Origin of the sequence: Dolomitihabitans soli, from assembly GCF_022213955.1 — a bacterium.
Lineage (GTDB): Bacteria > Actinomycetota > Actinomycetes > Streptosporangiales > Streptosporangiaceae > Streptosporangium_A > Streptosporangium_A soli.
Window position 1 is genome coordinate 200,125 of sequence record NZ_JAKNTW010000002.1, and the last position, 23,537, is coordinate 223,661.

The window sequence follows — 23,537 nt, forward strand, 5'->3', positions numbered from 1 at the left end:
GGAGAGAGAGGATCGAGGCATGCGAGAGAACGGGCTCACGCTCGCAGCCGCGCGCAACCTGTTGATCCGAAACTTTCGGGTTGGTTCCGATAGTTTCACGTGACGTTACAGTGGGTTTTCAGCCGGATCAACGGCCGTTGTCGGTCCGTTACGCGGACATGCGAAAGCCGCCCCCGCTGGAGGCGGCTTCGGCGATCCCTCAGACTCCGTCGATCTCGGGGAAGTGGCAGGCCACCCACTGGCCGTCGGCGACCGGGCGGACGACCGGCTCCTCCTCCGCGCAGCGCGCCCGCGCCTTCGGGCAGCGGGTCCGGAAGCGGCAGCCGCTGGGCGGCCAGACCGGGGACGGCGGCTCCCCCTTGATCAGCTGATCGGCCGGGGGCAGCGCGAGGCGTCCGCCGGGGATGGAGGCGAGCAGCGCCCGGGTGTAGGGATGGGCGGGCCGGTTCACCAGGGTCTCGCCGGGGGCCAGCTCGCAGATCTTGCCGAGGTACATCACCAGGACGCGGTCACTGATGTTCTTCACCACGGCGAGATCGTGCGCGATGAAGACCAGGGTGAGCCGGTAGCGCTCCTTCAGGTCCTCCAGCAGGCCGAGGATCTGGGCCTGCACCGAGACGTCGAGCGCGGAGACCGGCTCGTCGCAGATCACCACCTCGGGCCGCAGCACCAGCGCCCTGGCGATGCAGATGCGCTGGCACTGGCCGCCGGAGAACTCGTGCGGCCGGCGCCCGGCCGCCGTCACCGGGTCCAGCCCCACCGCCTCCAGCATCTCGTCGACCCGGTCCGCGCCCTCTCCCCACACCCGGGGCCCCTCGGCCACGATGTCTCTGACCTTCCGCCTCGGGTTCAGCGACGAGATCGGGTCCTGGAAGATCATCTGGAGGCGTCTGCGGGTCTCCCGCAGCTTCTCGCCCCTCAGCGAGGTCATCTCGACGCCGTCGAGCCGGATCGAGCCGCTCAGCGGGGCCGGCAACTGCATGAGGGCCCTGGCCGTCGTCGACTTCCCGCAGCCGGACTCGCCGACGATGCCGAGGGTCTCCCCGCGCGCCACGTCGAAGCTGACCCCGGACACCGCGTGGACCCTGCGCCCCTTCCCCGCCGGGAACTCCACCACGAGGTCCTCGACCCTGAGCACGACATCCGCGTCCGCACGAAGGTGGGCCGTACCGCTACCTGCCACGACTTTCCGTCCCCTCGACGATTCCCGCCCCGGTCCCGACGGGGAACCAGCAGGCGTACAGGTGGTCCGGGGTCTCCGCCCGCACGAGCGGCGGCTCCTCCGTCTCGCACCGCTCCCCCGCGTACGGGCAGCGCGGCTGGAAGCGGCAGCCCGGCGGCAGCCGCGCCGGGTCGGGCGGCCGGCCCTCGATGACGCGCAGCCGGTGGTGGCTCGGGTCGTCGAGCCGCGGGATGGCCTGCAACAACGCCTCGGTGTAAGGCATCCGCGTCCGCTCGAACAGCGCCGCGGCGGGCCCGCGCTCGACCACCTTGCCGGCGTACATCACGATGACCTCGTCGGCCCACTGCGACACCACCGCGAGGTCATGGCTGACCAGGATCATCGCCAGGTCGCGCTCCTCGCGCGCCCGGTGGATCAGGCGCAACACCTGGTCCTGGATGGTGACGTCGAGCGCGGTGGTGGGCTCGTCGGCGAACAGCACGTCGGGGTCGCACGACAACGCCATCGCGATCGTGACGCGCTGGCGCATCCCGCCGGAGAGCTGGTGCGGGTAGCGGCGCAGCACCTGGGCGGGCTCGGGGATGCCGACGGAGGCCAGCAACCGCACCGCCTCCTGCCTGGCCCGCTTCCGGTCCATCCCCAGGTGCACCCTGAGCGGCTCCATGACCTGCGTGCCGATCGTCCTGACCGGGTTGAGCGCCGTCATCGGATCCTGGAACACGGTGGCGAACCGGGTGCCGAGGATCTCCCGCTTCTCCGCCGGGGCGAGGTCGCCGATCTCGCGGCCCTCCAGGTAGACCTGGCCGCCGCTGACCGCTCCGGCGCCCGGCAGCAGGCCCAGGATGGTACGGATCAGCATGGACTTGCCCGAGCCCGACTCCCCCACCACGGCGAGCGTTCTGCCGCGTTCGAGGGTGAAGGACACGCCGTCCACCGCGCGGACGGTGCCGCGCGGGGTCTCGAAGTGGGTGCGCACGTCGGCGACCTGGAGCAGGGTGCCCGCCACCTCGTGCTCCCCGGTCGGCAGCGGGGTGGCCGCGCTCGGCCGCGCGGGCTCGAGACCGCTCTGCCGTACGTCGGTGAGCGCCCTGAGCCGGTCGCCGACGAGGTTGAACGAGAGCACGGTCAGGAACATCACGAATGAGGGGGCCAGCACGATGTGCGGGGCCGTCTCCATGATGCCCCGGCCCTCGTTGATCAGGCCGCCCCAGGTGGGGGTGGGGGCCTGGACCGAGAGGCCGAGGAAGGCCAGGCCGCCCTCCGCGACGACGGCGACGGCCATGCCGATGAACGCGTACGACGAGGCGGGCAGCGCCACGTTGGGGACGATCTCCCGCAGCAGGATCCTGCTGTCGCGCGCGCCCAGGGCCCGCGCGGCGACCACGAACTCCCGTTCGGCGAAGGCCATCGTGGCGCCTCGGATCAGGCGGGTCCACGCGGGGACGCCGAGCACGCCGAGCACGATCAGCACGTTGCTCAGGCCGGCCCCGGCGAAGGCGACCACGGCCAGTGCGAAGACCAGCGCGGGGAAGGCCAGCGCGATGTCGTTCACCGCCATGATCACCGCGTCGGCGGCCCGTCTGCGGTAACCCGCGATGAGGCCGAAGGGCGCGCCGATCACGAGACCGAGCAGGACCGCGCCGATGCCGACGCCGAGCGATACCCGCGCGCCGTACACGACTCGGCTCAGCATGTCCCGGCCCAGGCCGTCGGTGCCGAACGGGTGGGCCGGGCTCGGGCCCGACTGGGGGGCGCCCGCGAGGGTCTCGTCGTAGCGCGGCAGCGGCAGCAGGTCGGCGAAGATCGCGGCGAGCAGGAGCAGCCCGATCCAGCCGGCCGACAGCCAGAAGGTCCAGCCCAGCCGCCTAGGCACGCCGGATCCTCGGGTCCACGGCGGCGTAGACCAGGTCCACCGCGAAGTTCACCAGCACGTAGCCGACCGAGATCAGCACCACGCCTCCCTGCACGGTCAGGTAGTCACGAGCGAAGATGGAGTCCACGATGAGCCTCCCGATGCCCGGCAGGCCGAACAGCGTCTCGATGATCACGGCCCCGCCGATCAGGCCGCCCAGGTTGAGGCCGATGGCGGTGATCAGGGAGATCGCCGAGGGGCGCAGGGCGTGCCGCCACAGGATGCGGCGCGGCGACAGACCGCGGGCGCGGGCCAGCGTGATGTAGTCCTCCTGGAGCGTCGCGATCAGGTCGGTGCGCAGCAGCCGCGAGTAGACGGCGAGCTGGCCGACGGCGAGCGTGATCGAGGGGAGCAGCACCGACAGGAAGTTCCAGTAGGGATCGACGGAGATCGGGGTCCAGCCCGTCGCCGGCAGCATCCGCAGGTGCACGGCGAAGACCAGGATCAGCACCACGCCCAGCACGAACACGGGCGTGGAGAGCATGCCGAAGCTCAGCGTGGTCAGGGCCTGGTCGATCGCGCCACCCGCCCGGCGGGCCGCCGCGACGGCGAGCGGTACGGCGAGGGCGAGCGAGATGACCTGGGCGACGACGAGCAGTTCCAGCGTCACCGGCAGCCGGTCGACCAGCGCCTCCAGCACCGGGATGTCGGTGATGTAGGACGTTCCGAGGTCGCCGGTCACCACCCCGCCGAGCCAGTCCGCGTATCTGACGAACAGCGGGCTGTTCAACCCCATCTCCTGGCGGAGCTGCTCGCGCGCCTCCTCCGTCGCCGACATGCCCAGGATCTGCACGGTGGGATCGCCCGGCAGCAGGTTGAGCATGACGTAGGACAGGAAGGTGACGACGCCCAGGACCACCAGGAGCCGGATCACCTTGCGAAGGATCATGACGGGCTGAGCCAGACGAAGGTGAACGGATGGTAGGGCGTCGGCGTGCCGGTCAACGGCACCCCGGGTGAGCCGTCGGGCAGCTTGTGCTCGCCGATCCCCCTGACCTTGCTCTTGTAGACGACCGAACCGGTGGTCATGTGGTCGATGAAGATGTAGGGGACCAGCTCGCGCAGCCGCTGCTGGACCACCGCGTACGCCTGCTTGCGGGTCTCCTCCTGCGGGTTGCTCCGCCCGCTGTCGAGGGCGTTGCTCAGCTCGGTGTCCTTGAGGCGGGTGGCGTTGAGGGAGATCTTGCCGAGATCCTGGGCGTACGACTGGTGCAGCCGGATGTACTCCCCGTCGGGGTCGGCGGAGGTGAAGCCGACCGAGATGGAGACCTCGTAGTCACCGACGATCGCCCGGTTGACCAGGTCGGCCTGGTCGACCTGCTTGATGGAGACGTCCGCCCCGGCCTTGCGCCACATGTCCTGGGCCAGCTCGATGCCCTGCATGGTGTTCGGGTCGGGCACGGAGAGCACGGTGAAGGAGATCGGTCCCTTCTCCGCCTCCACCTCCTTGATCAGCGCGGTCGCCTTGGCCAGGTCGAAGGCCGGATAGTCGGCACCGGGGACGTACCACTTGGAGTCCTTCGACCAGGGGCCGTCGGCGACCTCGGTCAGGCCGGCCCGCAGGGTGGTGGCGAACGCCTCGCGGTCGGTCGCGTGCGCGAGCGCCTTGCGGACTCGGATGTCGTCGAAGGGCGGCTTGGCGGTGTTGAGCATGAAGGTGTACTCGGGGGCGCCCATTCCGGCGACGCGCCGCACGCCGTACGCGTCCTTCATGGCGCCGAACTTGGTGATGTCGTCGTCGCGGGTGGTGCCCATCGCGTCGATCCCGCCGGCCTCCAGGGTCTGCGCCCGGGTCTGGCTGTCGGGCAGGATCCTGAACTCGATCTCGTCGAGGTACGGCAGGCCGGTCCGCCAGTAGGCGGGGTTCCTGGCCACCACCATCCTGCTGCCGGCGGTGTACTCCTTGAACACGAAGGGGCCGGTGCCGACCGGTTCGCGGCTGGCCTTCTTCGGGTCGGCGAGCGACGCCCTGGGCACCATCATGCCGACCTGCGAGACGAGGTAGTTGGGGAAGGCCACCCACGCCTGCGACAACGACACCTTGACGGTCAGCGGGTCGGCCACGGTCACCGACTTCACCGGCCCGAACACCGTGGCGGTGAGCGGCGACGCCTTCTGGGCCTCCAGGTTGGCCTTGACCACCTCGGCGTCCAGCGCGTCGCCGTTACTGAACTTGATCCCGGGCCTGATCTTGATCGTCCACTCGTCGGAATCGGTGTTGGGGGTCAGCGACTCGGCCAGGTTGGCCTTCCACTCGCCGTCGGCCCCGATGCCGACCAGCGACTCCACGATCGGCGAGACCATGCTGTAGGTCTGCGCGGCGAACTGGTCGGTCACCGGGTTGAAGCCCGCCGCGTCCGCGCTGAGGCCGTAGACCAGGCGACCGCCCGCCACGGGTGACGCCCCTGCCGACGGTGGCCCGCTCGCCGCACCGGTGCCGGGCCGGGGGCCCGCGCTGCAGCCCGCCACCGCCAGCGATACGGCAAGAGCCACGAAGATCTTGAAGCGTCTCACTGCGCCTCCCTCGGTAGTCCCCCCGAGTAATTTCACCGATAGTACTATCGGTGAAATTCCAGACAACGGCCCAGCTCCACCTGTGATGCAATCGCTACCAGCGGATACGTCGCGAGGCAGACCGCTGGACCTATCGGCCAACGGCGGAATCGAAGGTGACATGACCACCGCACCACTGAGCCGGAACGAGGCCAAGGAGCTGACCAGGCGCCGCCTCCTCCGTGCTGCCCTGCGCATCCTCGACGAGGAGGGCGAGGCCGGTCTGACCACCGTCAAGGTCTCCCGCGCGGCAGGCATCGCCCAGTCGAGCTTCTACGTCCACTTCCGCGACAAGCAGGATCTCCTCAAGTCCCTCTGGCACGAGGGCGGCGGCCGGCTGCTCCGCGCGACGCACCAGGCCAGGAGCCTCTCCATCGAGGCGCCCACCGATCGCGAGCGGTTCCGTGACGCCTTCCGGATACCGCTGGAGTCGATGTGCCGCCATCCCGAGCTGTTCCGGATCAGCCGGCGCGTCCGGCACGACCCCGGGTCACCGCTCGCGGAGTTCGCCCGCGAGGCGGAGAAGATCAGCCGCGACCTCCTGGTGGAGGATCTGATCGCGTCCGGTTTCACCGCCGGCACCGAGCAGGAGCGGCGCCGGGTGGAGATGATCGCCGACTGCCTCGGGGCGCTGACCGAGCGGATGGCGATCGGCCATCTGGAGGGCCGCTACCCCGATCTGGAGGAGGCGCTCGACGTCATCATCGCCTTCTCCCGGGGGTATCTCTCTTTGCTTCCCCGGGAGAACCGGGCCTAGACGACGTCCGGCCGCCCGAAGCCGGTGCTCGTTCGTCCACACTTGTCCGTATGGCAGAGGTGGAGAAACCCGCGCCGGTGTGGACGATCGCCGCCAACGTCGTGCGCCACCGCCGGTACGGCGACGGCGGCCGGGAACTTCGTCCCGGCACCAAGACGTTCCGGGGCGGCGCGAAGGTCTACGTCCCCGACGGCTATCCGGGGATGGCGTTCGAGAAGGTGACCGCCGTCGGATACGGCCGGAGAACGAGGAGGTACATCGCCGTCGCGACGAGCCTGCGCAACCTGCACGCCTTCCGGGCGGTCCTCGTGCGCAGCCCCGCCGTACTCAGGCTGATCGAGGACGGCTACCGGTACCTCACCTGGCCGACGGACAGGGCGGCGGCGGTGGAGCAGGCGGCCTCCTTCGAACGGATGGCGCGCGCCGACCGCGCGGGACACTGGGGCGACGGGCCGCACCCGGCCCCGTGCCTGTGCGTCGAGTGCGTGACCGAGGCCGGACCGGGCTGACACCGGCCGAACCGCCGGCCGAACCGCCGGCCGGACTGCCGGCCGGACTGCCGGCCGGACTGCCGCGCCGGGCTAGAGGTGGTGCACGAACTGGACCGCGTCGTCGTGGCTCATCCCGGTCTCGCCCCTGACGAGCATGACGGCCCGCTCGGCGTGCCCGGAGTATTTGAGCGCTCGGGCCCGGTCGGCCAGATCGGGGCTGTGCGACGGCGGCCTGGACCCGCCCACCAACCGGACCAAGACGAGGATCAGTGCGACGACCAGTGCGACGATCAGCCCCAGCACGACCATGATGATCAGCAGCTCGACGGGCCCCAGATTCGGCACCCTTCGATCATACGACGGGGGCCTATCGGAGAACGGGCACGGCGGGGGCCTCGATCCGGACGGGACGACGCTGGAGCCTGGCGGCGAGCACCACGGTGCCCAGGGCCGCCAGGACCATGGCGGCGCCGACCCAGGCGACGGAGGGGAAGCCGAAGCCGGCCGAGATGGTCAGGCCGCCGAGCCACGGGCCGACGGTGTTGCCGATGTTGAAGGCCGAGGTGGTGGTGGCGCCGACCAGGGTGGGGGCGCGGTCCCCGGCGAGATAGAAGGCGCGCGAGCTGAGCGCCGGGTTGACGCCGAAGCCGAGCAGGCCGAGCAGGAAGACCAGTACGACGGTGGCCGCGACGCTGCCCGCCGCCACGGCCAGCACGCCCGAGGCGACCAGGAGGCCGGCCAGCCCGAGGTAGAGCGTGCGGAAGGGGTGGGCGTCCGCGACCCGGCCGCCGACCGTGATCCCGATCACGGAACCGGCGCCGAACAGGACCAGCATCACCGGCACCCAGCCTTCGGTCAGCCCGGTGACCTTGGTCAGCAGCGGCGCGAGGTAGGTGAAGACGCAGAACAGGGCGCCCTGGGTCAGGGCGATCCCGGCGTACGCGACCCAGAGGCGACCGTCCGCCATCGCGCGCAGTTCGCTGCCGAGCCCGCCGGGCTTCGCCGTACCCCGGCCGCCGGGGATGGTGGCCAGCACACCCGCCATGGCGAGCACCGACAGCACGGCCACCGCCCAGAACGCCGAGCGCCAGCCCCACTCCTGACCGAGGACCGCACCGGCGGGCACCCCGGCGACGCAGGCGAGGGTGATGCCGCCGACGACCACGGACATGGCTCTGGCCTTGGCGTCCGGGGCGACCATGCTCAGGGCGGTGGCGGCGGCTACGGCCCAGAACCCGGCGTTGGCCACGGCGCTGACGACCCGGCTGACCAGCAGGACCTCGTAGCCGGGACTGAGCGCGCCGAGCACGTGGACGGCGGCGAACACGGCGAGGAAGGCCAGCAGTGCCCGTCTGCGCGGCCAGCGCAGGGTGGCCACGGCCATCAGCGGTCCGCCGATCACCATCCCGATGGCGAACGCGGAGGTCAGCAGCCCGGCGTCGGGGACGGAGACGCCGAGATCCGTGGAGATCTCCAGGAGCAGGCCGGACAACATGAACTCCGAGGTGCCCTGGGCGAAGATCGCCAGCCCCAGGATGTAGACGGCGAGTGGCATGAAGCTCCTCATAGTTTTGAAATGATCAGTACAAAACCAGCGCACAAAAAAATCAGAGGGCGGCCAGCGCGGAGGCGGCGATTCCGTCGAGGGCGGCCCGGTCGGCACCGGTGCGGGCGGCCACGCGCAAACCGCCGACCGTGGCCGCCACGAAGTGCGCCAGGGCCAGCGGATCCCGGCCGGCGTCCAGCTCGCCGCGGCTGCGGCCGGTCTCCAGGGCCGTCCGCAGCGCCTCGATCCGCCGGTCGTAGTCGCGCTTGAGCAGGGCCGCCACCTCCTCGTCGCGCCCGGCGAGCTCGATGCTGGTGTTCACCACCAGACAGCCCTGCGGGTCGCCGCTCTCCTCGTCGACCACCCGCGACAGCAGCTCGCGCAGCTTCTCCCTGACCGGGGCATCGCCCTCCAGCAGCTCGACCTGCCGCTCGGTCATGGTCTCGGCGTAGTGCCGCAACGCCCGGAGGAACAGGGCGCGCTTGCTGGTGAAGGTGTTGTAGATGCTGCTACGGCCCAGCCCCGTGGCCTCGCAGAGGTCCTCGGTGGAGGTCGCCTCGTAGCCGGCGGCCCAGAACGCGCGCATCGCGGCGTCCACCGCCCGCTCCTCGTCGAACTTCCTCGGCCGTGCCATAGCCGCAGCTTACCAATTTTAGACTGCCCAGTACAAATACGTGGGCTAGCGCAACCCGTCGAAGAGGTCGTCCTCCCGGTCCGCGGCGGGAACCCGGCTGACGGTGCGGACGAACGCCTCCTGGCCGAACACCTGCCGCTGAGCCTCGGCGGGCAGCCGCAGCAGGAAGATGTTCTCGCCCTGGCTGGCGTGCGCCTCCAGCGCCTTCCGCTTCTGCTCGACGTACGGCGAGACGTCGACGACGGACGTGATCAACGCCTCCGGGGTGCCGAAGTCGGGCGGCAGCTCCAGGTCGGCGGGGGCCTCACCGGCGGCGCGCATGAGCGCGAACAGCTCGGACACCCGCTCCCTCGGCACGACGGCGTGGTAGAGCTTGCGGGGGATGTCGCTCCGCTCGACCGCGGCGACCGTGATCCGGTGCGCCTGAATGTGGTCGGGGTGGCCGTAACCGCCGTTCTCGTCGTAGGTGACGATGACCTGCGGGCGGTAGCGCTCGATCAACGCGACGAGCCGGGCGGCGGCCTGGTCGACCTCGACGTTGGCGAAGGCCGCGGCCGCCTCGTTGCCGGCCCAGCCCACCATGCCGGAATCGTGGTAACCGAGCAGCTCGACGTGGTCGATCCCGAGGTGGGCGGCCGAGTCGCGCAGCTCGGCCAGCCGCTGCTCACGCACCGCCGCCTCGTCGTGCCCCGGCTCCCCCGGCTTGACCCCGCCCGGCCCGTCGCCCTGCTCGCCGTTCGTGCAGGTGACCAGAACCGTGCGGATCCCCTCTTCGGCGCACTTCGCGAACAGCCCGCCCGTGCCGATCACCTCGTCGTCGGGGTGGGCGTGGACCGCCATCAACGTCAGCGTGTCATCCATAAGTCTTGACCCCTCCGTAACAGACTGCGCTCCACTCTAGGCGGCTTCCCGATCACCGGGGTTCCGGGAGGACCGACCCCCCACCGGTGAGCGCCACGAACCGCGCTCTGACCCGGCGGGTTGCGCGCCCTTCGCCAGGGTGGGGCGATGATGATCCCGCTTCCTCGCCCGATTGCCTGGTCAGGCCGGTCGTACGGGGTAAGGGTGTGGCATGGGGCGAATCGAGATCCGGCGGGTGTACGACGCCGAGGGGGCCGAGGGTGCCGTCTTCCTGGTGGACCGGATCTGGCCGCGCGGGATCCGCAAGGACGATCTCCGGCTCGACGGCTGGATCCGCGAGGCGGGCCCGTCGACGGAGCTGCGTCGCTGGTTCGGGCATCGCGCCGAGCGCTTCCCAGAGTTCGCCGACCGCTACCGCAGAGAGCTGGCGGAACGTCCGGAGGCGGTGCGGCCCCTGCTGGAGGCGGCGCGCGAGGGGCCGGTGACGCTGCTCTACTCGGCCAAGGACACCGAGCACAACCAGGCCGTCGTGCTCCGCGACTTCCTCCGCGACCGGCTGGACCCCACATGACGGCGATCAACGTCGTCGACTGCGAGACCAGGGAGCGCGCGATCCAGCCGGCCGCGCAGGTGCCCGATGCCCGGATCACCACGATGGAGGTACGGCCGATCATGTTCTCGGCGGGGCAGGACAGGTGAGACGCCGGCGGAACGGCCCATCCGTGCGGGCGGGCCGTTCCGGTGCCTGAGCGCGTCCGGGCCGTCTCTCCCGGTGATCGTGAAAGTGAATCGGCGGATCGGGTGATAACAGGTGACCGCCGTTCGCGTTCGAAAGGTCGCACATGACAGGGAGCCCATCGTGACCGCGATGTCCTGGGCCGCTCGCCCGGCAGGGGACGCCGAGGTCATTCAGCTCTCCCTCGACGAGGCCGAGCGGTTCGGCGCCATCTTCAACACCTACTTCGGCGAGATCCACCGCTTCGCCGTCCAGCGGCTCGGCGCCGACCACGCCGAGGACATCGTCGCCGAGACGTTCCTCACCGCGTTCCGCAAACGGGCGCGCTACGACCCGTCCCGCGCCACGGTCAGGACGTGGCTGTACGGCATCGCCACCAACCTCATCGGCAAGCACCGCCGCCTGGAGGTTCGCACGCTGCGGGCACTCGGGCGCTACGGGCACGACCCCGACGCGCCGGGACACGACGATCGGGTCGCGGCGGTGGTCAGCGCGGAGGTGTTGCGGCCGAGCCTGGCCGCGGCCATAGCCGGGCTGCACCAGCGCGATCGCGACGTCCTGCTGCTGGTGGCCCTGGCCGGGCTGAGCCACGAGGAGATCGCCACAGCCCTGGGCATTCCCTACGGAACCGTCGCGTCGCGGCTGAACCGGGCCAGGAAGAAGCTGCGCGTCACGCTGGGCGACACCAACCCGATGCTCGAAGCCGAGGAGGCCGGCCGTGGATGACCTGCAGCCCATCCGCGACCTGTACGGCGAGCCGGAGGCCGACCCGATCCTGAAGGCCAGGGTCAGGGAGCGGCTGGCGGCCGAGCCCCGGCGGCGGTCGCGATTCTCGTGGAAGGTGGCCGTGGCCGGGCTGGCCGCGGCGGCGGTCGCGGCGGCGGTGACGGTGACGGTGACGGTGACGGTGACGATGCCCGGGCTGCTCGGGGAGGGGACGCCGCCGGCTGAGGTGGCGACGATCTCCGGACGGTCGATCCTGCTGGCCGCCGCGAGCACGGCGGCGGGCACGTCCTCCTCCGGCGCGTACTGGCGCGTCAGGAAGCTGCACCGGCAGACGCATCCGGAGCGGCTCGGCACCGGCGAGAACCGCTACTGGCTGGTGGAGTCGCGGGTGACCGAGCAGTGGGTGGCCAGGGACGGCCGGATCTGGTCCGGCTCACGGGCGCTGGGGGCGCGCCCGAGGGGCGCGGCCGACGAGGCGGCCTGGCGGCGCGACGGTTCGCCCGCAGAGTGGTCGAGCCGGGGCGAGGTGTTGTCGGTCTCGGCGGCGAAGGGCGAGGTCAGGCGCATCACCGGCAAAGTGCCCTTCAGCATGGCGGGACGGGAGACGACCTTCGAGGAGATCCAGCGGTTGCCGGCCGATCCCGCCGCCCTGACGGACGTGGTGGCCGAGACGGTGCGCCAGGAGCGGGCGGACTCGCCGGAGGGGGTTCTGGCCGACGCGCTCAGCGGGCTGCTGTGGAGCAAACCGACGCCGCCCGACGTGCGTGCCGCGGCCTACCGGGCCCTCGCCGACCTGCCGGGCGTCCGCTATCTGGGCACGTCGGCCGACCAGCGGGGCCGGCCGGGCGCCGCGTTCTCCTTCGACCTCCAGGGCTCCATCCGGCGGACGCTGATCATCGATCCGGCCAGTTCCCAGGTCCTCTCGGCCACGATCACCGGAACTCCGGGAGGCGTGGACGACCGGGTCGAGGTGGTCCTCGAAGCGGGCTGGACCGACGACCGGCCGGCCGTACCGGACCTGCCCTGATCTTCTTCGGCGGCGCTCGCCGCTGACCCGTTCACCGGCGGCCCGCGGACCGCCCAGAGCCTCATTGGAGCAAACGCTTGCTCAGGCATGCCTGGAGGGCGCTCGCCCTGGCCGTCATCCTGCCCGCCACGTCCTCGTCGCTCACCGGTGGCGCCGCCGCCGACCCGGCGGGCCCGGTCGTCTGCGCGGCCGACCGGTTTCCGGCGATCGACGTGGCCGAAGTCATGGCGGGCCGGGTCAGGTTCGTCGGCCTGCCGCCCGTCGACCTGACGGCCGGCCCGGACGCCGCGATCGACTGGGGGCTCGACCCGCACCGCAACCGCTCGTGGGCGCTCAACCTGCACGCGCTGCGGTGGATGGGACGGCTCGTCGGGGAGTACGAGCGGTCGGGGACGCGGGCCTACCTCGACCGCGCCGCCGAGATCGCCGAGGACTGGGTGCGCGCGAACCCTCGCGGCGGGGGCGGCGTCAGCCCGTGGGCCTGGGCCGAGCATCCGGTCGCGCTGCGCGCACCGGCCCTGGTCTGCCTCAGCGCGCACGTCCGCGCCACCTGGCTGTCGGACAGCCTGGCCGAGCACGCCGAGCTGCTGTCCGACGCCGTGCTCTACCGGGAGGGCCACAACCACGGCCTGGACCAGGACATCGCGCTGCTGGCGATCGGCTGCCGCCTCGGCCGGGACCGCTGGCGCGACCTGGCCATCCGGCGGATGACCCGCTCGGCGGCGCTCGCCATCGACGAGCAGGGGGTGCTGCACGAGCAGGCCCCGAGGTACGGGATCTACGTGCACCGGCGGCTGACCCTGGCGCTGGAGGCGATCAGGAAATGCGGGGCCGGCGTCCCGGCGGACCTCGCCGCGCGACGCAGGTCGCTGGAGGGCTACATCGCGCACGCCACCCAGCCGGACGGCCGCCTGACGCCGATCGGCGACAGCCCCGCCGACGTGCGCCCGGCGGGGTTCAGGCACGGGCCGGAGACGGTGCGGGTGTTCGGCGACGGCTACGTCTTCGGCCGGACCGCCTGGGACGACCCGGCCTCGGCCCACTACTCGATCAGGTTCGGCCCCGGGCGGCGGCTGCACGGCCACGAGGACCACCTCGGCGTCACCTTCCACGCCCGGGGCCGCGACATCCTGGTGGAGGCGGGCTTCCACTCCTATGAGAAGACCGCCTACCAGAGGTGGACCGCCGGACCCGAGGCGCACAACGTCCCGGTCGTGCAGGACGCCGGGTTCCGCCCGGGGACCGCGACCCGCCTGGTGGCCTCCGCCATCGGCGCGACCCGGCAGTCCTACCGGCTCACCGACGACGCGTATGGCGTCAGCCGTACCCGCTCGGTCCTGGTCGACCACGACGCGGACCTGATGGCGGTGCTGGACTCGGTGCCCGCCGGGTCGGCGCTGCGCAACCTGTGGCACTTCGCGCCGTCGTTCAAGGTGGTCTCCAACCGGGACGGCCGGGTGGTGCTGGCGGACGGGGACCTCCGGGTGACCATGGTCCAGCTCGCCATGCCCGGGTGCCGGCCGCTCGGCGGCCAGACGGTACGGCCCGGCGCGATCTCGCCCGGCTACCTCCAGAAGGTGGACGTCTCGACGGTGATCTCGCCGCCGGCCGGCTCCCTGCTGACCCTGATCGTGCCGGGCGAGCCGACGGTCTCCTGCTCGGCTGGAACGGTGACCGTGCACACCGACGCCGGCCCGGTCACCGTTCCCGCCTCCGTCGGCTAGGAGCCGGCGGTCACCGTGCGGTTCGCGTCCTCGGCGGGGGTCAGACGCCGGTGGGTCTCGGGGCTGCGGAACACGCACCAGATCGTCAGCAGGCCGGTCAGGCTGAGGAAACCGGCCACCAGCCAGGGCGTGCCGCCGGCCGACGTCAGCAGGAACGCGGCGATGAGCGGTGTCAGCCCGCCCACCACGGCCGACCCCTGGTAGGCGATCGACAGGCCGGTGTAGCGGACGTTGCGGCCGAACAACTCGGTGAAGAAGGTGGCCTGGCCGGCGAACATCAGCGTCGGCCCGAAGATGTACATGGTGATCAGGGCCAGCCAGATGAGCGCCTCAGAGGTCGTGTTCAGCAGCATGAAGAAGGGGAACGCCGCCAGCGTGACGAAGATGGCGCCGGCCAGGTAGATGGGACGGCGGCCGAACCGGTCGGTCATCGCGCCGAAGATCGGGGTGGCCACGATGCCCAGCGCCGAGGCGACCAGCATGCCGTTCAGCGGCACCGACTTGGCGACCATGAGCTGGGTCGAGATGTAGGAGATCGCGAAGGCGTTGCCCACGTTGGAGGAGACCGCCTCGGCGATGCGGGCGCCGAAGGTGAGGCCGATCGTGCGCGGATCCTTGAAGACCTCGTAGAGCGGCTTCTTGGCCACCGTGCCCGCCCGCTTGAGCTCTTCGAACGCGGGGGTCTCGGCCACCTTGGCGCGGATGAACAGGCCGACGATCAGCAGGACGGCGCTGATCAGGAACGGCACGCGCCAGCCCCAGGAGTACAACTGCTCGTCGGGGAGTTGGGTGACCAGGGCGAAGATGCCGGTGGCCAGCATGATGCCGGTCGAGGCGGCGGCCTGTGGGATGGACCCCCAGAAGCCCCGCCGGTGCCTGGGCGCGTGCTCGACGGTCATCAGCGCGGCTCCGCCGTACTCGCCGCCGAGGCCGAAGCCCTGCAGGAGGCGCAGCAGGACGAGCAGGGCCGGCGCCCAGACGCCGATCGCGTCGTAGGTGGGCAGCAGCCCGATCAGGAACGTGGAGGCGCCGACGATGCTCAGGGTGGCGATGAGCGTCTTCTTGCGCCCCACCCGGTCGCCGAAGTGGCCGAAGACGATGCCGCCGAGCGGGCGGGCCAGGAAGCCGACGCCGTACGTCGCGAACGCGCTGATGGTGGCGAGCGCGGGGTCCTCACCGGGGAAGAACAGCTTGCCCAGGACCAGCGCCGCGGCGGTGCCGAAGACGAAGAAGTCGTACCACTCCATCAGGGCCCCGGCGAAGCTGCCGAGGGCGACCTTGGTCATCTTGGGCGGGGGTGCTGTGCTGGGGGATGGTTGCGGATGGGACACGGGTTCTCCTATGAGCGAAGCGGCGCCCGTGGCGTCGCGAACGGCGTGGTTCGAGACCGGAGGCCAGGTTGCCGGGGGCCTCTCAGGGGGCTGTCAGGCGTCCGGCACGGCCGGGTCGGGCCAGTCGATCAGTACCTTGATCTGGTCGGGGTCGCCCGTCGCGGCGAAGGCGTCGGCGGCGCGTTCGACCGGATGGGCGGCGGTGATGAGCCGGGTCACATCGGGCCCGTCGTGGCCGGACGACAGGTGGCCGAGCACCGCGGCGATGTCCTCGTCCAGGTAGAGGCCGCTGCCGCGGACGTCGATCTCCCAGCGCTGCAAACGGGCCAGCGGCAGACTGGTGTCCCCGGACGGCACGCCCACCACCACGAGCGTTCCGCCGGGCACGATCGCCGCTCCCGCCGTGGCCAGCGTCCCCGCCACGGCGACGCAGTCGTACGCCGTGTCCACCTGGAGACCCGGTGGGAGCTCACCGGGCGCGACGACCTGGTCGGCGCCGAACGCCGTGGCCAGCGCCCGCTTGACGGGAACCGGCTCGACGAGCGTGACGTGACCGGCGCCGCCCCTGGCCCGAAGCGCCAGGAGTACGGCCAGCCCGACCGGGCCACCGCCGATGATCAGCACCCGGCCCGGCCGGGAGGCCCGCCCGGCGGCGTGCCAGCCGACCGCGAGCGGCTCGGTCAGTACGGCGGTGCGGGCCGGCACCCCCGGCGGCACCCGGTGACAGAACCTGCCCGCCACCACCACACGGTCCCTGGCCAGTCCGGGCAGGCCGAACCCCAGCACCTTGGCCGACGCGCACCGGTTGGCGGCTCCCGCACGGCACCGGTCGCAGACTCCGCAACTGATCAGCGGATTGACCACGACCAGGTCGCCCTCGGCGCACGAGGTCACGTCCGGGCCGGTCGCGAGCACCCGGGCGACGCACTCGTGCCCGGTGACGACCGGCGGGGCCACGAACGGATGCGACCGGTGCAGGACATGCACGTCGCTTCCGCAGATCCCCAGGTGCAGCGGGGCGAGCAGGACGTCGTCCCGCCCCTCGGCGACGGCCGCCGGGGCCGCCTCCACGTGCACCGCGCCGTCCGTGCCCAGCACGACCTGACGGCCGCCGAAGCCTTGCCTGTCGTTCACAGTGTGATCACTCCTTTGACGATCGCGGCGGCGCCGCCCGCCGCGGCCACGGCGAGCACGGCCTGCCGTACCCTCCGGTGGCCGACGTGCGGGCTGATCAGGTGCCCGGCGAAGGCGCCCGCCAGCACGCAGGCCGCCGCCGGCGCGAGCATCCGCACCGGCAGGTCGGGCAGCCCTTTCGCCGCGATGGAACCGGCGTTGACGAGTGTTGAGTAGAACTGCATCGAGGCCACGAACGACCGCTGCTCCCAGCCGGTCGCGGTCGCGTAGACGGTCATCGCCGGCCCGCCCAGGCCCGCGGTGACGTTCATCAGCCCGGACGCCGCTCCCGACCCCACCGCGCCGGCCCGGCCGCGCAGCAGGCGCGGGTTCGGGAACCGGCGCAGGGCGTACAACGCGCCCAGGACGAGGACGCCCTCGATGATCAGGAGCGGGCCGACGGAGATCCGGGCGGCGGCCCAGGCTCCCGCGGGCAGGACCAGGAGGGCGGGCACCGCGAGGCGGAACACCTGGCGGGCGTCGACGTCGCGCCACACGAAGGGCAGCACGACCAGGCAGGAGAGCATCGACAACAGGTTGAGCAGCCGCACTCCCTCGGCGGGGCCGAGCAGCAGGGTCAGCAGCGGACCGGCGACCAGCGCGAAGCCCAGGCCGGTGACACGCTGGGTGCCCGCGCCCACGAACACGGCCAGCGAGATCGGCAGCAGCAGCACCGCCGTCATCCCGGACCGTCGTCCCCCGCCGTGGCGCTCATGGTCAGCGGTTCGCCATCGCGGCGTCGACGATCTCGTCCAGTTCCCGCAGCCGGGGCACCGCGTGCCGCTGAAGCGCCTGGGGGACGTCCGAGGCCCCGACGACCTGCCGCCAGACGGCACGTCCCGCCAGGAAACCGGACGCGCCCTCGGCGCAGGCGAGCTTGACCGCGCGGGGGAACAACTCGTGCGGCACCCCGCTGGACAGCACCACCCAGGGGCTGTCGATCGCCTCGGTCAGGGCCGCGCAGCCGCGCCGTACGTCGGCCTCCTCGCCCTCGCCGTGCAGCGGCACCTCCGCCTTGTAGAGGTCGGCGCCGAGCCCGCCCAGCTCGCGGGCGGCGGCGAGGACGCCGGCGTTCCACTCCGCGGGGGTGGGGGCCGGTCCGGTGCGGGAACCACGCGACAGGGGTTCGATGATGCTGATCAGGCCCGCCGCACGGCAGCGCGTGACGAAGTCCTCGACCAGGGCGACGCGCTGCTCAGGACCCTCGTCCGGCCGCCACAGGACCAGCAGCTTCATGGCCGAGCCGCCGACGGACTTGACCCAGGCGCCCGGGACGTCCTCGTCGATGCGCACCTCGGCGACGAACTCCCGCTCGTCGGCGGTGAAGGCGTCCGCCGCGGCGATCAACGCGCAGCCGGGCGCGATCGCGTTCGCGGCGAGCACGGCGTCGAGGGCGAACTGGCGCTCCAGCAGGACACCCGAAGCGTACGGGGTGAGGGCGCGGACGGCCTCGACCTTGAACGCGGTGATCTGCTCGTCGGTCACCGGGGCGGTCTGGTGCTCGGCGAACATGGCACGCAGCGCCTCACGCTGGTCCACGGCGAGCATGGCGAACGCGCCGGACGGCCGCGCCAGCACGGACAGGTCGGGGACGGAGGTGGTGGACGGTGCGGACACTGTGCTCCTTCGATGAATGGAAATCGTGCTCCGGTGCGACGATCACGTCGCGGCACCGGGCGTCTTCTGGGACGGCGACCACGACGCGACGCCACCCCAGATCCGGGACGGTGACCGCGACGCGGCACCGGTCTCGATCCGCGACCCCGACCCCGGCGTGACGCCGAGCCCGATCCGGGAAGGCGACCCTGACGGGACGCCGGGCTTGGTGGTGGCGGCGATCATGTCGGCAGGGCCGACGGGGCGACGCCGAGTGTGGTGGCCGGGTAGAGCGCGGCGACGGCGGTGGTCTTCTCGTGGCCGGGGATGCCGCTGCGGCCGTCCAGCCCACGGCAGGACAACGCGGCGGCCACGTTCGCGTAGGCGAGCGCGTCCGGCAGGGTGAGAGCGCGGGCGAGCGCCGCGACGAGGGCGCCGTGGAAGACGTCACCGGCGCCGAGCGTGCTGCGCACGTCGAAGCCGGTCAGGCCGGGGGCCTGGTAGAACCCGGCCGCGTCGGCGGCGACGGCGCCGGACGCCCCGTCGGTGGCGACGACCCGCGCCGCCCCGCCGGCCCGCGCGGCCCGCAGCGGGGCCACGACGGCCTCGCGCCCGCGGACATCCCCGCAGATGTCCCCGCGGACGTCTTCGCGGACGTCTTCGCGGACGTCTTCGCGGACGTCTTCGCGGACGTCTTCGCGGACGTCTTCGCGGACGTCTTCGAGGGCTTCGCGGGTGTCGCCGTCAACGGCCTCCCGCCGGCGAATGCCGCCGAGCGTCTCGCGAACGGCCTCGCGCCGGGGGGCGTCGCCTTCGGGCCGGGTCGGGGACGGGTTCCGCCCGTCGCGTACGGTCTCCGGGCCGGCGACGCCGTACACCTCGCGGAGGGCGGCGAGTGTGGGGACGTAGACGTCCACCCCGTCCGGGCAGCGGCGGGGTTCGAGGTTGCCGGCGTCGTAGGAGACCAACGGGCGGGGGGCCGAGGCGGGCAGGGCGGCCAGCAGCGGCTCGACCGCGGGCCAGCCGAGATGGTCGACGTGCAGCAGGCGGGCCGAGAGGATCATCTGGCCGGCGGGCGAGTCGGGGGTGATCTCCAGCCGCGGGCCGGGCCGTACGCAGATCGCCCGTGAGCCGCGCGGACGGTCGACGAGCACGACGCAGCTCCCGGAGCTCCGGCCGGGCACGGTGCGCACCTCCGAGACGTCCACGTGCTCGGCGGCGAGCCCGTCCCGGATGAGCGTGCCCTCGCGGTCGGCGCCGACGGCGGCGACCAGGGCGGGGCGCAGGCCCAGCCGCGCGAAGGCGACCGCCGCGGTGGCCGCCGGCCCGCCGCCCGCCCAGGTGATGTCCTCGGCGACCACGCGTCCGTCGGGGGCCGGAAGGTGCGGGAGTTGCGCGACGGTGTCCCACGTGGCGACACCGACGAACACGGCGTCGGGCGACCCGGTCATCGCGACCTCCCATTTGGTGATTAACTAACATTGATTGCGGGAACATTAACAAGCGCTGTCCGCTGGGTCAACGGTCCGTCCTGTTATTTCCTCCAGGTTACGCCGCAGCTCACAAGCGCCGTCGAACCCCGAAGACGGCGGCCGGGCAGACGGCGCACCTCGCGAGGATGGTAGTTTTCCACCATTCGATGACGAAGGAGGCCGGGTGACCTCAAACGCCCTGCGATACGAAGCGGCTCCCGCACGTCGGCAGGCCATCCTCGACCAGGTTCGCGCGAGGGGCTTCTCCTCGATCGCGGACCTGGCCCAGGCGCTCGGCGTCTCCGACATGACGGTCCGCCGCGACGTGCGCCGGCTCGACGAACTGGGCGAGGTGCGCGTCGTCCACGGGGGCGTCAGCCTGCCTCCCGGTCAGGAGTTCAGCGCCCGTGAACACGCCAACACCGGCCCCAAGCACCGCATCGGCGCGGCGGCCGCACGGCTGATCAAGCCCGGTGACACGATCGCGGTGGACGCGGGCACCACGACACACGCCCTCGTCACCGCGTTGCCCGACACCTTCGGCGGCAGCGTGGTGACCCACTCGATCCCGGTCATGCAGGCCCTCCTCGACTCACCGACCACCCGCTGCGTCGGCCTGGGCGGCGACCTCTACCCGCTGAGCAGGGCCTTCGTCGGACCGGCCACCGTGGAGGCGGCCGCCCGGCTGCGGGTCCGCTGGTGCTTCCTCGGCGCCGCCGCCATCGACGACCGGGGCTGCTACGGCGTCTACGACCTCGAACGACCCACCAAGCAGGCGCTGATGGACATCGCCGACTACGTGGTGCTCCTCGCCGACGCCGACAAGTTCCGCAGTTCGGCCCCCGTGCTGCTCGCGTCCATGGAACGGCTGCACACGATCATCACCGACGCCGAGCCCCCGCCCTCGGTACGGCGGGCCATGGAACACCACGGCGTGCGCCTGGTCATCGCCGAGGAGAGCACCCAGTGAACCCGCCGATCAATGGCGTGCTCTCCAACCCGGTTGACACCGACGTCCGGCCACGAGGGAACACACGCGCCATGAACCCGCCGATCGACGGCGTGCTCTCCGGCTCGGTGCACACCGACGTCCAGCCACGAGAGAGCACACCCGCCATGAACCCGCCGATCGACGGCGTGCTCTCCGGCTCGCCCCAGGCCGAGTCCCGCCCACGAGGGAGCTCTCGATGAAGCTTCCGATCGACTCCCTGTCGGTCCGGGTGCTGAGCGCGCCGCTGCGCGAGCAGGTCCCGATGTCGTTCTCCGCCCTGACCGAGCGACGCTCGGTGCTGGTCACCGTGGGCGCGGGCGGGGTCACCGGCACCGGCGAGACCTGGGTCAACTACCCCGGCTGGGCCTGGCGCGAACGGCTGGCGACCCTCGACGGGCTGCGCCCACTGCTGATCGGCGCCGACGCCGCCGACCCCGCCGCCCTGATGTCCGGCCTGGCCGCCCGCCTGCACGGCGTGGCCAGGCAGTGGGGCGCCCCCGGCCCGCTGTGGCAGGCGCTCAGCGGCATCGACATGGCGATCTGGGACCTGCTCGGACACGTGCACGGCCGCCCGGTCGCCGACCTGCTCGGCAACGGGACGGCCACCGCCACACGGGTCCCCGCGTACGGCAGCGGCGTCGGGCCGACCGGCGTGGCGGAGCTCACCGAACGCGCCCTGGAGCTGGGCCTCACCGCCATCAAGATCAAGGTCGGCTTCGGCGAGGAGACCGACCTCACCACCATCCGTGGCGTACGCGCGGTGGCCGGGCCCGGCCTTCCGGTGTTCGCCGACGCCAACCAGGCGTGGGATCCGGCGACCGCGCGGCACATGTGCACCGTACTGGCCGAGCACGGTGTCGCCTGGTTCGAGGAGCCGCTGGCCGGTGACCGGCCCGACGACCTCGCGGCGCTCGCCGCCGCCACCGGCGCGGCCATCGCGGGAGGCGAGAACGTCTACGGCGCGCCGGCCTACGCCGAACTCATGACCCTCCCCGCGCTCGCCCACGTCCAGCCCGACCCCTCCAAGACCGCCGGGATCAGCCTGAGCGACGAGATCGGCCGGATGCCCGGCACGGCCAAGCTGAGCCCGCACTGCTACGGCGGCGCCGCCACGCTGGCCGCCTCCGTGCACCTCGTCGCCGCCGCGCCCCGGCCCGGCTGGATCGAGCTGGACCTGCGGGAGAACCCGCTCCGCACCGACGTCGCCACCGGGCTGGGCGTCGGCTCCGACGGCTTCATCCCGGTCCCCACCGGCCCGGGGCTCGGACTCACCTACGACCGCAGAACGCTGGACCGGTACACCTAGGCCGCCCGCATCACGAAAGACGGAGACTGGACATGCTGACCGCAGCCGCCCTACCTGGAGCCCTGCTCCCCGCACCCGAGTCGGGAACGATCCCGCTGACCGTGATCGACCCGGCCGACGAGAGCGTCGTCGCAGAGGTCGCGGGAGTGCGGGCCGAGGCTGCCGAGCGAGCCGTGACCGCTGCCGCCGCCGCGCTGCCGGACTGGGCCGCGACGCCCCTCGCCGCCCGCTCGGCGGCGCTGCGCGCGATCGCCGCCGACCTGAAGGCCGCGGGTGAGGACACCGGCCCGGACAACCTGGCGCTGCTGATGACGCGTGAGACCGGCAAGCGCCTCGCCGAGTCACGCGCCGAGATCGCCTTCTCCGCCGACTTCTTCGCCTGGTTCGCGGAGGCCGCGCCCGAGGCGCTCGCCGAGCAGCCGCTCAGCACGCCCGGCCGCCGGTTCCGCGTCCGCCGGACCCCGCTGGGCGTGGTCGCCGCCATCACGCCGTGGAACTTCCCGTTGTCGATTCCGGCTCGCAAGATCGCGGCTGCGCTGGCCGCCGGTTGCACGGTGGTCCTCAAGCCCAGCGAGCTGACCCCCGTGTCCGCGCTGCGGCTGGTCGAGATCTGCCACCGGCACCTTCCCGACGGCGCGCTCACCAGCGTGACGGGCGACCCCGTCGGGCTCACCGCCGCGCTCACCGGTGACCCGAGGGTGGCCGCCGTCAGCTTCACCGGTTCCACCCGGGTGGGCGGCATCGTGGCCCAGCAGTGCGCGGCCAGGTTCGTGCCGGCCGTACTGGAACTCGGCGGGCGCGGGCCGTTCGTCGTCGGAGCGGAGGCCGACCTGGACGGCGCGCTCGACGCCCTGATGATCGCCAAGTTCCGGAACAACGGCGCGTCCTGCATCGCGGCGAACAACGTGTTCGTGCACCAGGACCACTATCACCCGTTCGTCGAGCGGCTCGCCGATCGGGTCATGGGGCTGCGCCTCGGCAACCCGGCGGACGAGCGCACCGACCTCGGCCCGCTGATCACCGCCGACCAGCAGCGGCGTCTGACGGGCCTGGTGGCCGACGCGGACGCGCGGGGCGCTCGCGTCCTGACCGGCCCGCAGCACGCGGGGAAGGGTTTCTTCGTCAGCCCCGCGGTGGTGGAGTGCCCCGACGACGTCGCGCTCTGGTCGGAGGAGATCTTCGGCCCGGTCGCGGCCGTCCGCTCCTTCACCGACGAGGACGCCCTGATCGGAGAGATCAACGGCTGGGGCTACGGCCTGGGCGGCTACGTGTGCGACTCGCCCGACCGCGCGCAGCGGCTCGCCTCGGCCCTGCGGATCGGCATCGTCGGGATCAACAACGGCGCGCCCAACAACCCGAGGGTCCCGTTCGGCGGGTTCGGCGCCAGCGGCCTCGGACGTGAGGGCGGCGTCTCGGGCCTGCTGGCCTTCACCGGCGAGCAGACGCTCAGCGAGCCCGCCTGACACCCTCGTTTCGTACGGGACGCAGAACCTGAGGCCGCGGCCCACCCGGCCGGCC

Annotated in this window: 24 protein-coding genes; 11 read left to right on the top strand and 13 right to left on the bottom strand. The window is 72.2% G+C overall.

Going from position 1 to position 23,537, the window contains the following annotated elements; translation table 11 throughout:
• Positions 1 to 199: 199 nt before the first annotated feature.
• The 4 genes from MBA17_RS05800 to MBA17_RS05815 are packed head-to-tail and all read right to left on the bottom strand — an operon-like array spanning position 200 to position 5,609.
• Positions 200 to 1,183: an ABC transporter ATP-binding protein gene (locus tag MBA17_RS05800; RefSeq protein WP_238495229.1), complete on the bottom strand. Its 984-nt coding sequence runs from the start codon at positions 1,181 to 1,183 to the stop codon at positions 200 to 202.
• Positions 1,173 to 3,056 (bottom strand): dipeptide/oligopeptide/nickel ABC transporter permease/ATP-binding protein, encoded by a 1,884-nt coding sequence (locus tag MBA17_RS05805; RefSeq protein WP_238495230.1) that lies wholly within the window; start codon positions 3,054 to 3,056, stop codon positions 1,173 to 1,175. The genes MBA17_RS05800 and MBA17_RS05805 overlap by 11 nt, the downstream gene beginning before the upstream one ends.
• Complete coding sequence (locus tag MBA17_RS05810; protein WP_238495231.1) at positions 3,049 to 3,969, bottom strand: ABC transporter permease; 921 nt, start codon at positions 3,967 to 3,969, stop codon at positions 3,049 to 3,051. The genes MBA17_RS05805 and MBA17_RS05810 overlap by 8 nt, the downstream gene beginning before the upstream one ends.
• A gap of 11 nt (positions 3,970 to 3,980) precedes the next feature.
• The gene (locus MBA17_RS05815; protein WP_238495232.1) at positions 3,981 to 5,609 is read right to left on the bottom strand and encodes an ABC transporter substrate-binding protein; all 1,629 of its coding nucleotides are present in this window, start codon (positions 5,607 to 5,609) and stop codon (positions 3,981 to 3,983) included.
• A 160-nt stretch (positions 5,610 to 5,769) separates the two neighbouring features.
• On the opposite strand from MBA17_RS05815, the gene MBA17_RS05820 reads away from it, so the two are divergent.
• On the top strand, positions 5,770 to 6,405 hold the full coding sequence (locus MBA17_RS05820) for a TetR/AcrR family transcriptional regulator (protein WP_238495233.1): 636 nt from the start codon (positions 5,770 to 5,772) through the stop codon (positions 6,403 to 6,405).
• 50 nt (positions 6,406 to 6,455) lie between these two features.
• Positions 6,456 to 6,914 carry a hypothetical protein gene (locus MBA17_RS05825; protein WP_238495234.1) on the top strand — a complete coding sequence of 153 codons (459 nt, stop codon included), beginning with the start codon at positions 6,456 to 6,458 and terminating at the stop codon, positions 6,912 to 6,914.
• Positions 6,915 to 6,986: 72 nt separating this feature from the next.
• Here MBA17_RS05825 and MBA17_RS05830 read toward each other — a convergent pair whose 3' ends face one another.
• The 4 genes from MBA17_RS05830 to MBA17_RS05845 are packed head-to-tail and all read right to left on the bottom strand — an operon-like array spanning position 6,987 to position 9,937.
• Positions 6,987 to 7,241, bottom strand: a complete 255-nt coding sequence (locus tag MBA17_RS05830; protein WP_238495235.1) for a hypothetical protein — start codon at positions 7,239 to 7,241, stop codon at positions 6,987 to 6,989.
• 22 nt (positions 7,242 to 7,263) lie between these two features.
• Positions 7,264 to 8,451 (bottom strand): Cmx/CmrA family chloramphenicol efflux MFS transporter, encoded by a 1,188-nt coding sequence (locus MBA17_RS05835; protein ID WP_238495236.1) that lies wholly within the window; start codon positions 8,449 to 8,451, stop codon positions 7,264 to 7,266.
• Positions 8,452 to 8,503: 52 nt separating this feature from the next.
• A complete protein-coding gene (locus MBA17_RS05840; protein ID WP_238495237.1) occupies positions 8,504 to 9,076 on the bottom strand; it encodes a TetR/AcrR family transcriptional regulator in 573 nt (190 codons plus the stop codon).
• A 45-nt stretch (positions 9,077 to 9,121) separates the two neighbouring features.
• On the bottom strand, positions 9,122 to 9,937 hold the full coding sequence (locus MBA17_RS05845; RefSeq protein WP_238495238.1) for a PIG-L family deacetylase: 816 nt from the start codon (positions 9,935 to 9,937) through the stop codon (positions 9,122 to 9,124).
• A 211-nt stretch (positions 9,938 to 10,148) separates the two neighbouring features.
• On the opposite strand from MBA17_RS05845, the gene MBA17_RS05850 reads away from it, so the two are divergent.
• The 5 genes from MBA17_RS05850 to MBA17_RS05865 all read left to right on the top strand — a co-directional run bounded on the left by MBA17_RS05850 (position 10,149) and on the right by MBA17_RS05865 (position 14,150).
• Complete coding sequence (locus tag MBA17_RS05850; RefSeq protein WP_238495239.1) at positions 10,149 to 10,508, top strand: DUF488 domain-containing protein; 360 nt, start codon at positions 10,149 to 10,151, stop codon at positions 10,506 to 10,508.
• Positions 10,505 to 10,636: a YciI family protein gene (locus MBA17_RS49190; protein ID WP_274385009.1), complete on the top strand. Its 132-nt coding sequence runs from the start codon at positions 10,505 to 10,507 to the stop codon at positions 10,634 to 10,636. Before MBA17_RS05850 ends, MBA17_RS49190 begins: the two co-directional genes overlap by 4 nt.
• A gap of 169 nt (positions 10,637 to 10,805) precedes the next feature.
• Positions 10,806 to 11,399: an RNA polymerase sigma factor gene (locus MBA17_RS05855; RefSeq protein WP_238495628.1), complete on the top strand. Its 594-nt coding sequence runs from the start codon at positions 10,806 to 10,808 to the stop codon at positions 11,397 to 11,399.
• On the top strand, positions 11,392 to 12,426 hold the full coding sequence (locus tag MBA17_RS05860) for a CU044_5270 family protein (RefSeq protein WP_238495240.1): 1,035 nt from the start codon (positions 11,392 to 11,394) through the stop codon (positions 12,424 to 12,426). Before MBA17_RS05855 ends, MBA17_RS05860 begins: the two co-directional genes overlap by 8 nt.
• 77 nt (positions 12,427 to 12,503) lie before the next feature.
• The gene (locus MBA17_RS05865; RefSeq protein WP_238495241.1) at positions 12,504 to 14,150 is read left to right on the top strand and encodes a heparinase II/III domain-containing protein; all 1,647 of its coding nucleotides are present in this window, start codon (positions 12,504 to 12,506) and stop codon (positions 14,148 to 14,150) included.
• On the opposite strand, the gene MBA17_RS05870 is transcribed toward MBA17_RS05865, so the two are convergent.
• The 5 genes from MBA17_RS05870 to MBA17_RS05890 all read right to left on the bottom strand — a co-directional run bounded on the left by MBA17_RS05870 (position 14,147) and on the right by MBA17_RS05890 (position 19,701).
• Entirely contained in the window at positions 14,147 to 15,436 is a 1,290-nt protein-coding gene (locus MBA17_RS05870; protein WP_238495242.1) for an MFS transporter, read from the bottom strand. The two genes, MBA17_RS05865 and MBA17_RS05870, sit on opposite strands and share 4 nt — an antisense overlap.
• Positions 15,437 to 15,574: 138 nt before the next feature.
• Entirely contained in the window at positions 15,575 to 16,615 is a 1,041-nt protein-coding gene (locus tag MBA17_RS05875) for a zinc-dependent alcohol dehydrogenase (protein WP_238495243.1), read from the bottom strand.
• Positions 16,612 to 17,337, bottom strand: a complete 726-nt coding sequence (locus tag MBA17_RS05880) for a TSUP family transporter (protein ID WP_238495244.1) — start codon at positions 17,335 to 17,337, stop codon at positions 16,612 to 16,614. Before MBA17_RS05880 ends, MBA17_RS05875 begins: the two co-directional genes overlap by 4 nt.
• 34 nt (positions 17,338 to 17,371) lie before the next feature.
• Positions 17,372 to 18,271 carry a hypothetical protein gene (locus MBA17_RS05885; protein ID WP_238495245.1) on the bottom strand — a complete coding sequence of 300 codons (900 nt, stop codon included), beginning with the start codon at positions 18,269 to 18,271 and terminating at the stop codon, positions 17,372 to 17,374.
• Between the two features lie 221 nt (positions 18,272 to 18,492).
• Positions 18,493 to 19,701 carry a carbohydrate kinase family protein gene (locus MBA17_RS05890; RefSeq protein ID WP_238495246.1) on the bottom strand — a complete coding sequence of 403 codons (1,209 nt, stop codon included), beginning with the start codon at positions 19,699 to 19,701 and terminating at the stop codon, positions 18,493 to 18,495.
• 205 nt (positions 19,702 to 19,906) lie between these two features.
• On the opposite strand from MBA17_RS05890, the gene MBA17_RS05895 reads away from it, so the two are divergent.
• The 4 genes from MBA17_RS05895 to MBA17_RS05910 are packed head-to-tail and all read left to right on the top strand — an operon-like array spanning position 19,907 to position 23,482.
• On the top strand, positions 19,907 to 20,692 hold the full coding sequence (locus tag MBA17_RS05895) for a DeoR/GlpR family DNA-binding transcription regulator (protein WP_238495247.1): 786 nt from the start codon (positions 19,907 to 19,909) through the stop codon (positions 20,690 to 20,692).
• The gene (locus MBA17_RS05900) at positions 20,689 to 20,913 is read left to right on the top strand and encodes a hypothetical protein (RefSeq protein WP_238495248.1); all 225 of its coding nucleotides are present in this window, start codon (positions 20,689 to 20,691) and stop codon (positions 20,911 to 20,913) included. Before MBA17_RS05895 ends, MBA17_RS05900 begins: the two co-directional genes overlap by 4 nt.
• Positions 20,910 to 22,019 carry a mandelate racemase/muconate lactonizing enzyme family protein gene (locus tag MBA17_RS05905; protein WP_238495249.1) on the top strand — a complete coding sequence of 370 codons (1,110 nt, stop codon included), beginning with the start codon at positions 20,910 to 20,912 and terminating at the stop codon, positions 22,017 to 22,019. Before MBA17_RS05900 ends, MBA17_RS05905 begins: the two co-directional genes overlap by 4 nt.
• A gap of 32 nt (positions 22,020 to 22,051) precedes the next feature.
• Complete coding sequence (locus MBA17_RS05910) at positions 22,052 to 23,482, top strand: aldehyde dehydrogenase family protein (protein WP_238495250.1); 1,431 nt, start codon at positions 22,052 to 22,054, stop codon at positions 23,480 to 23,482.
• Positions 23,483 to 23,537 lie beyond the last annotated feature (55 nt).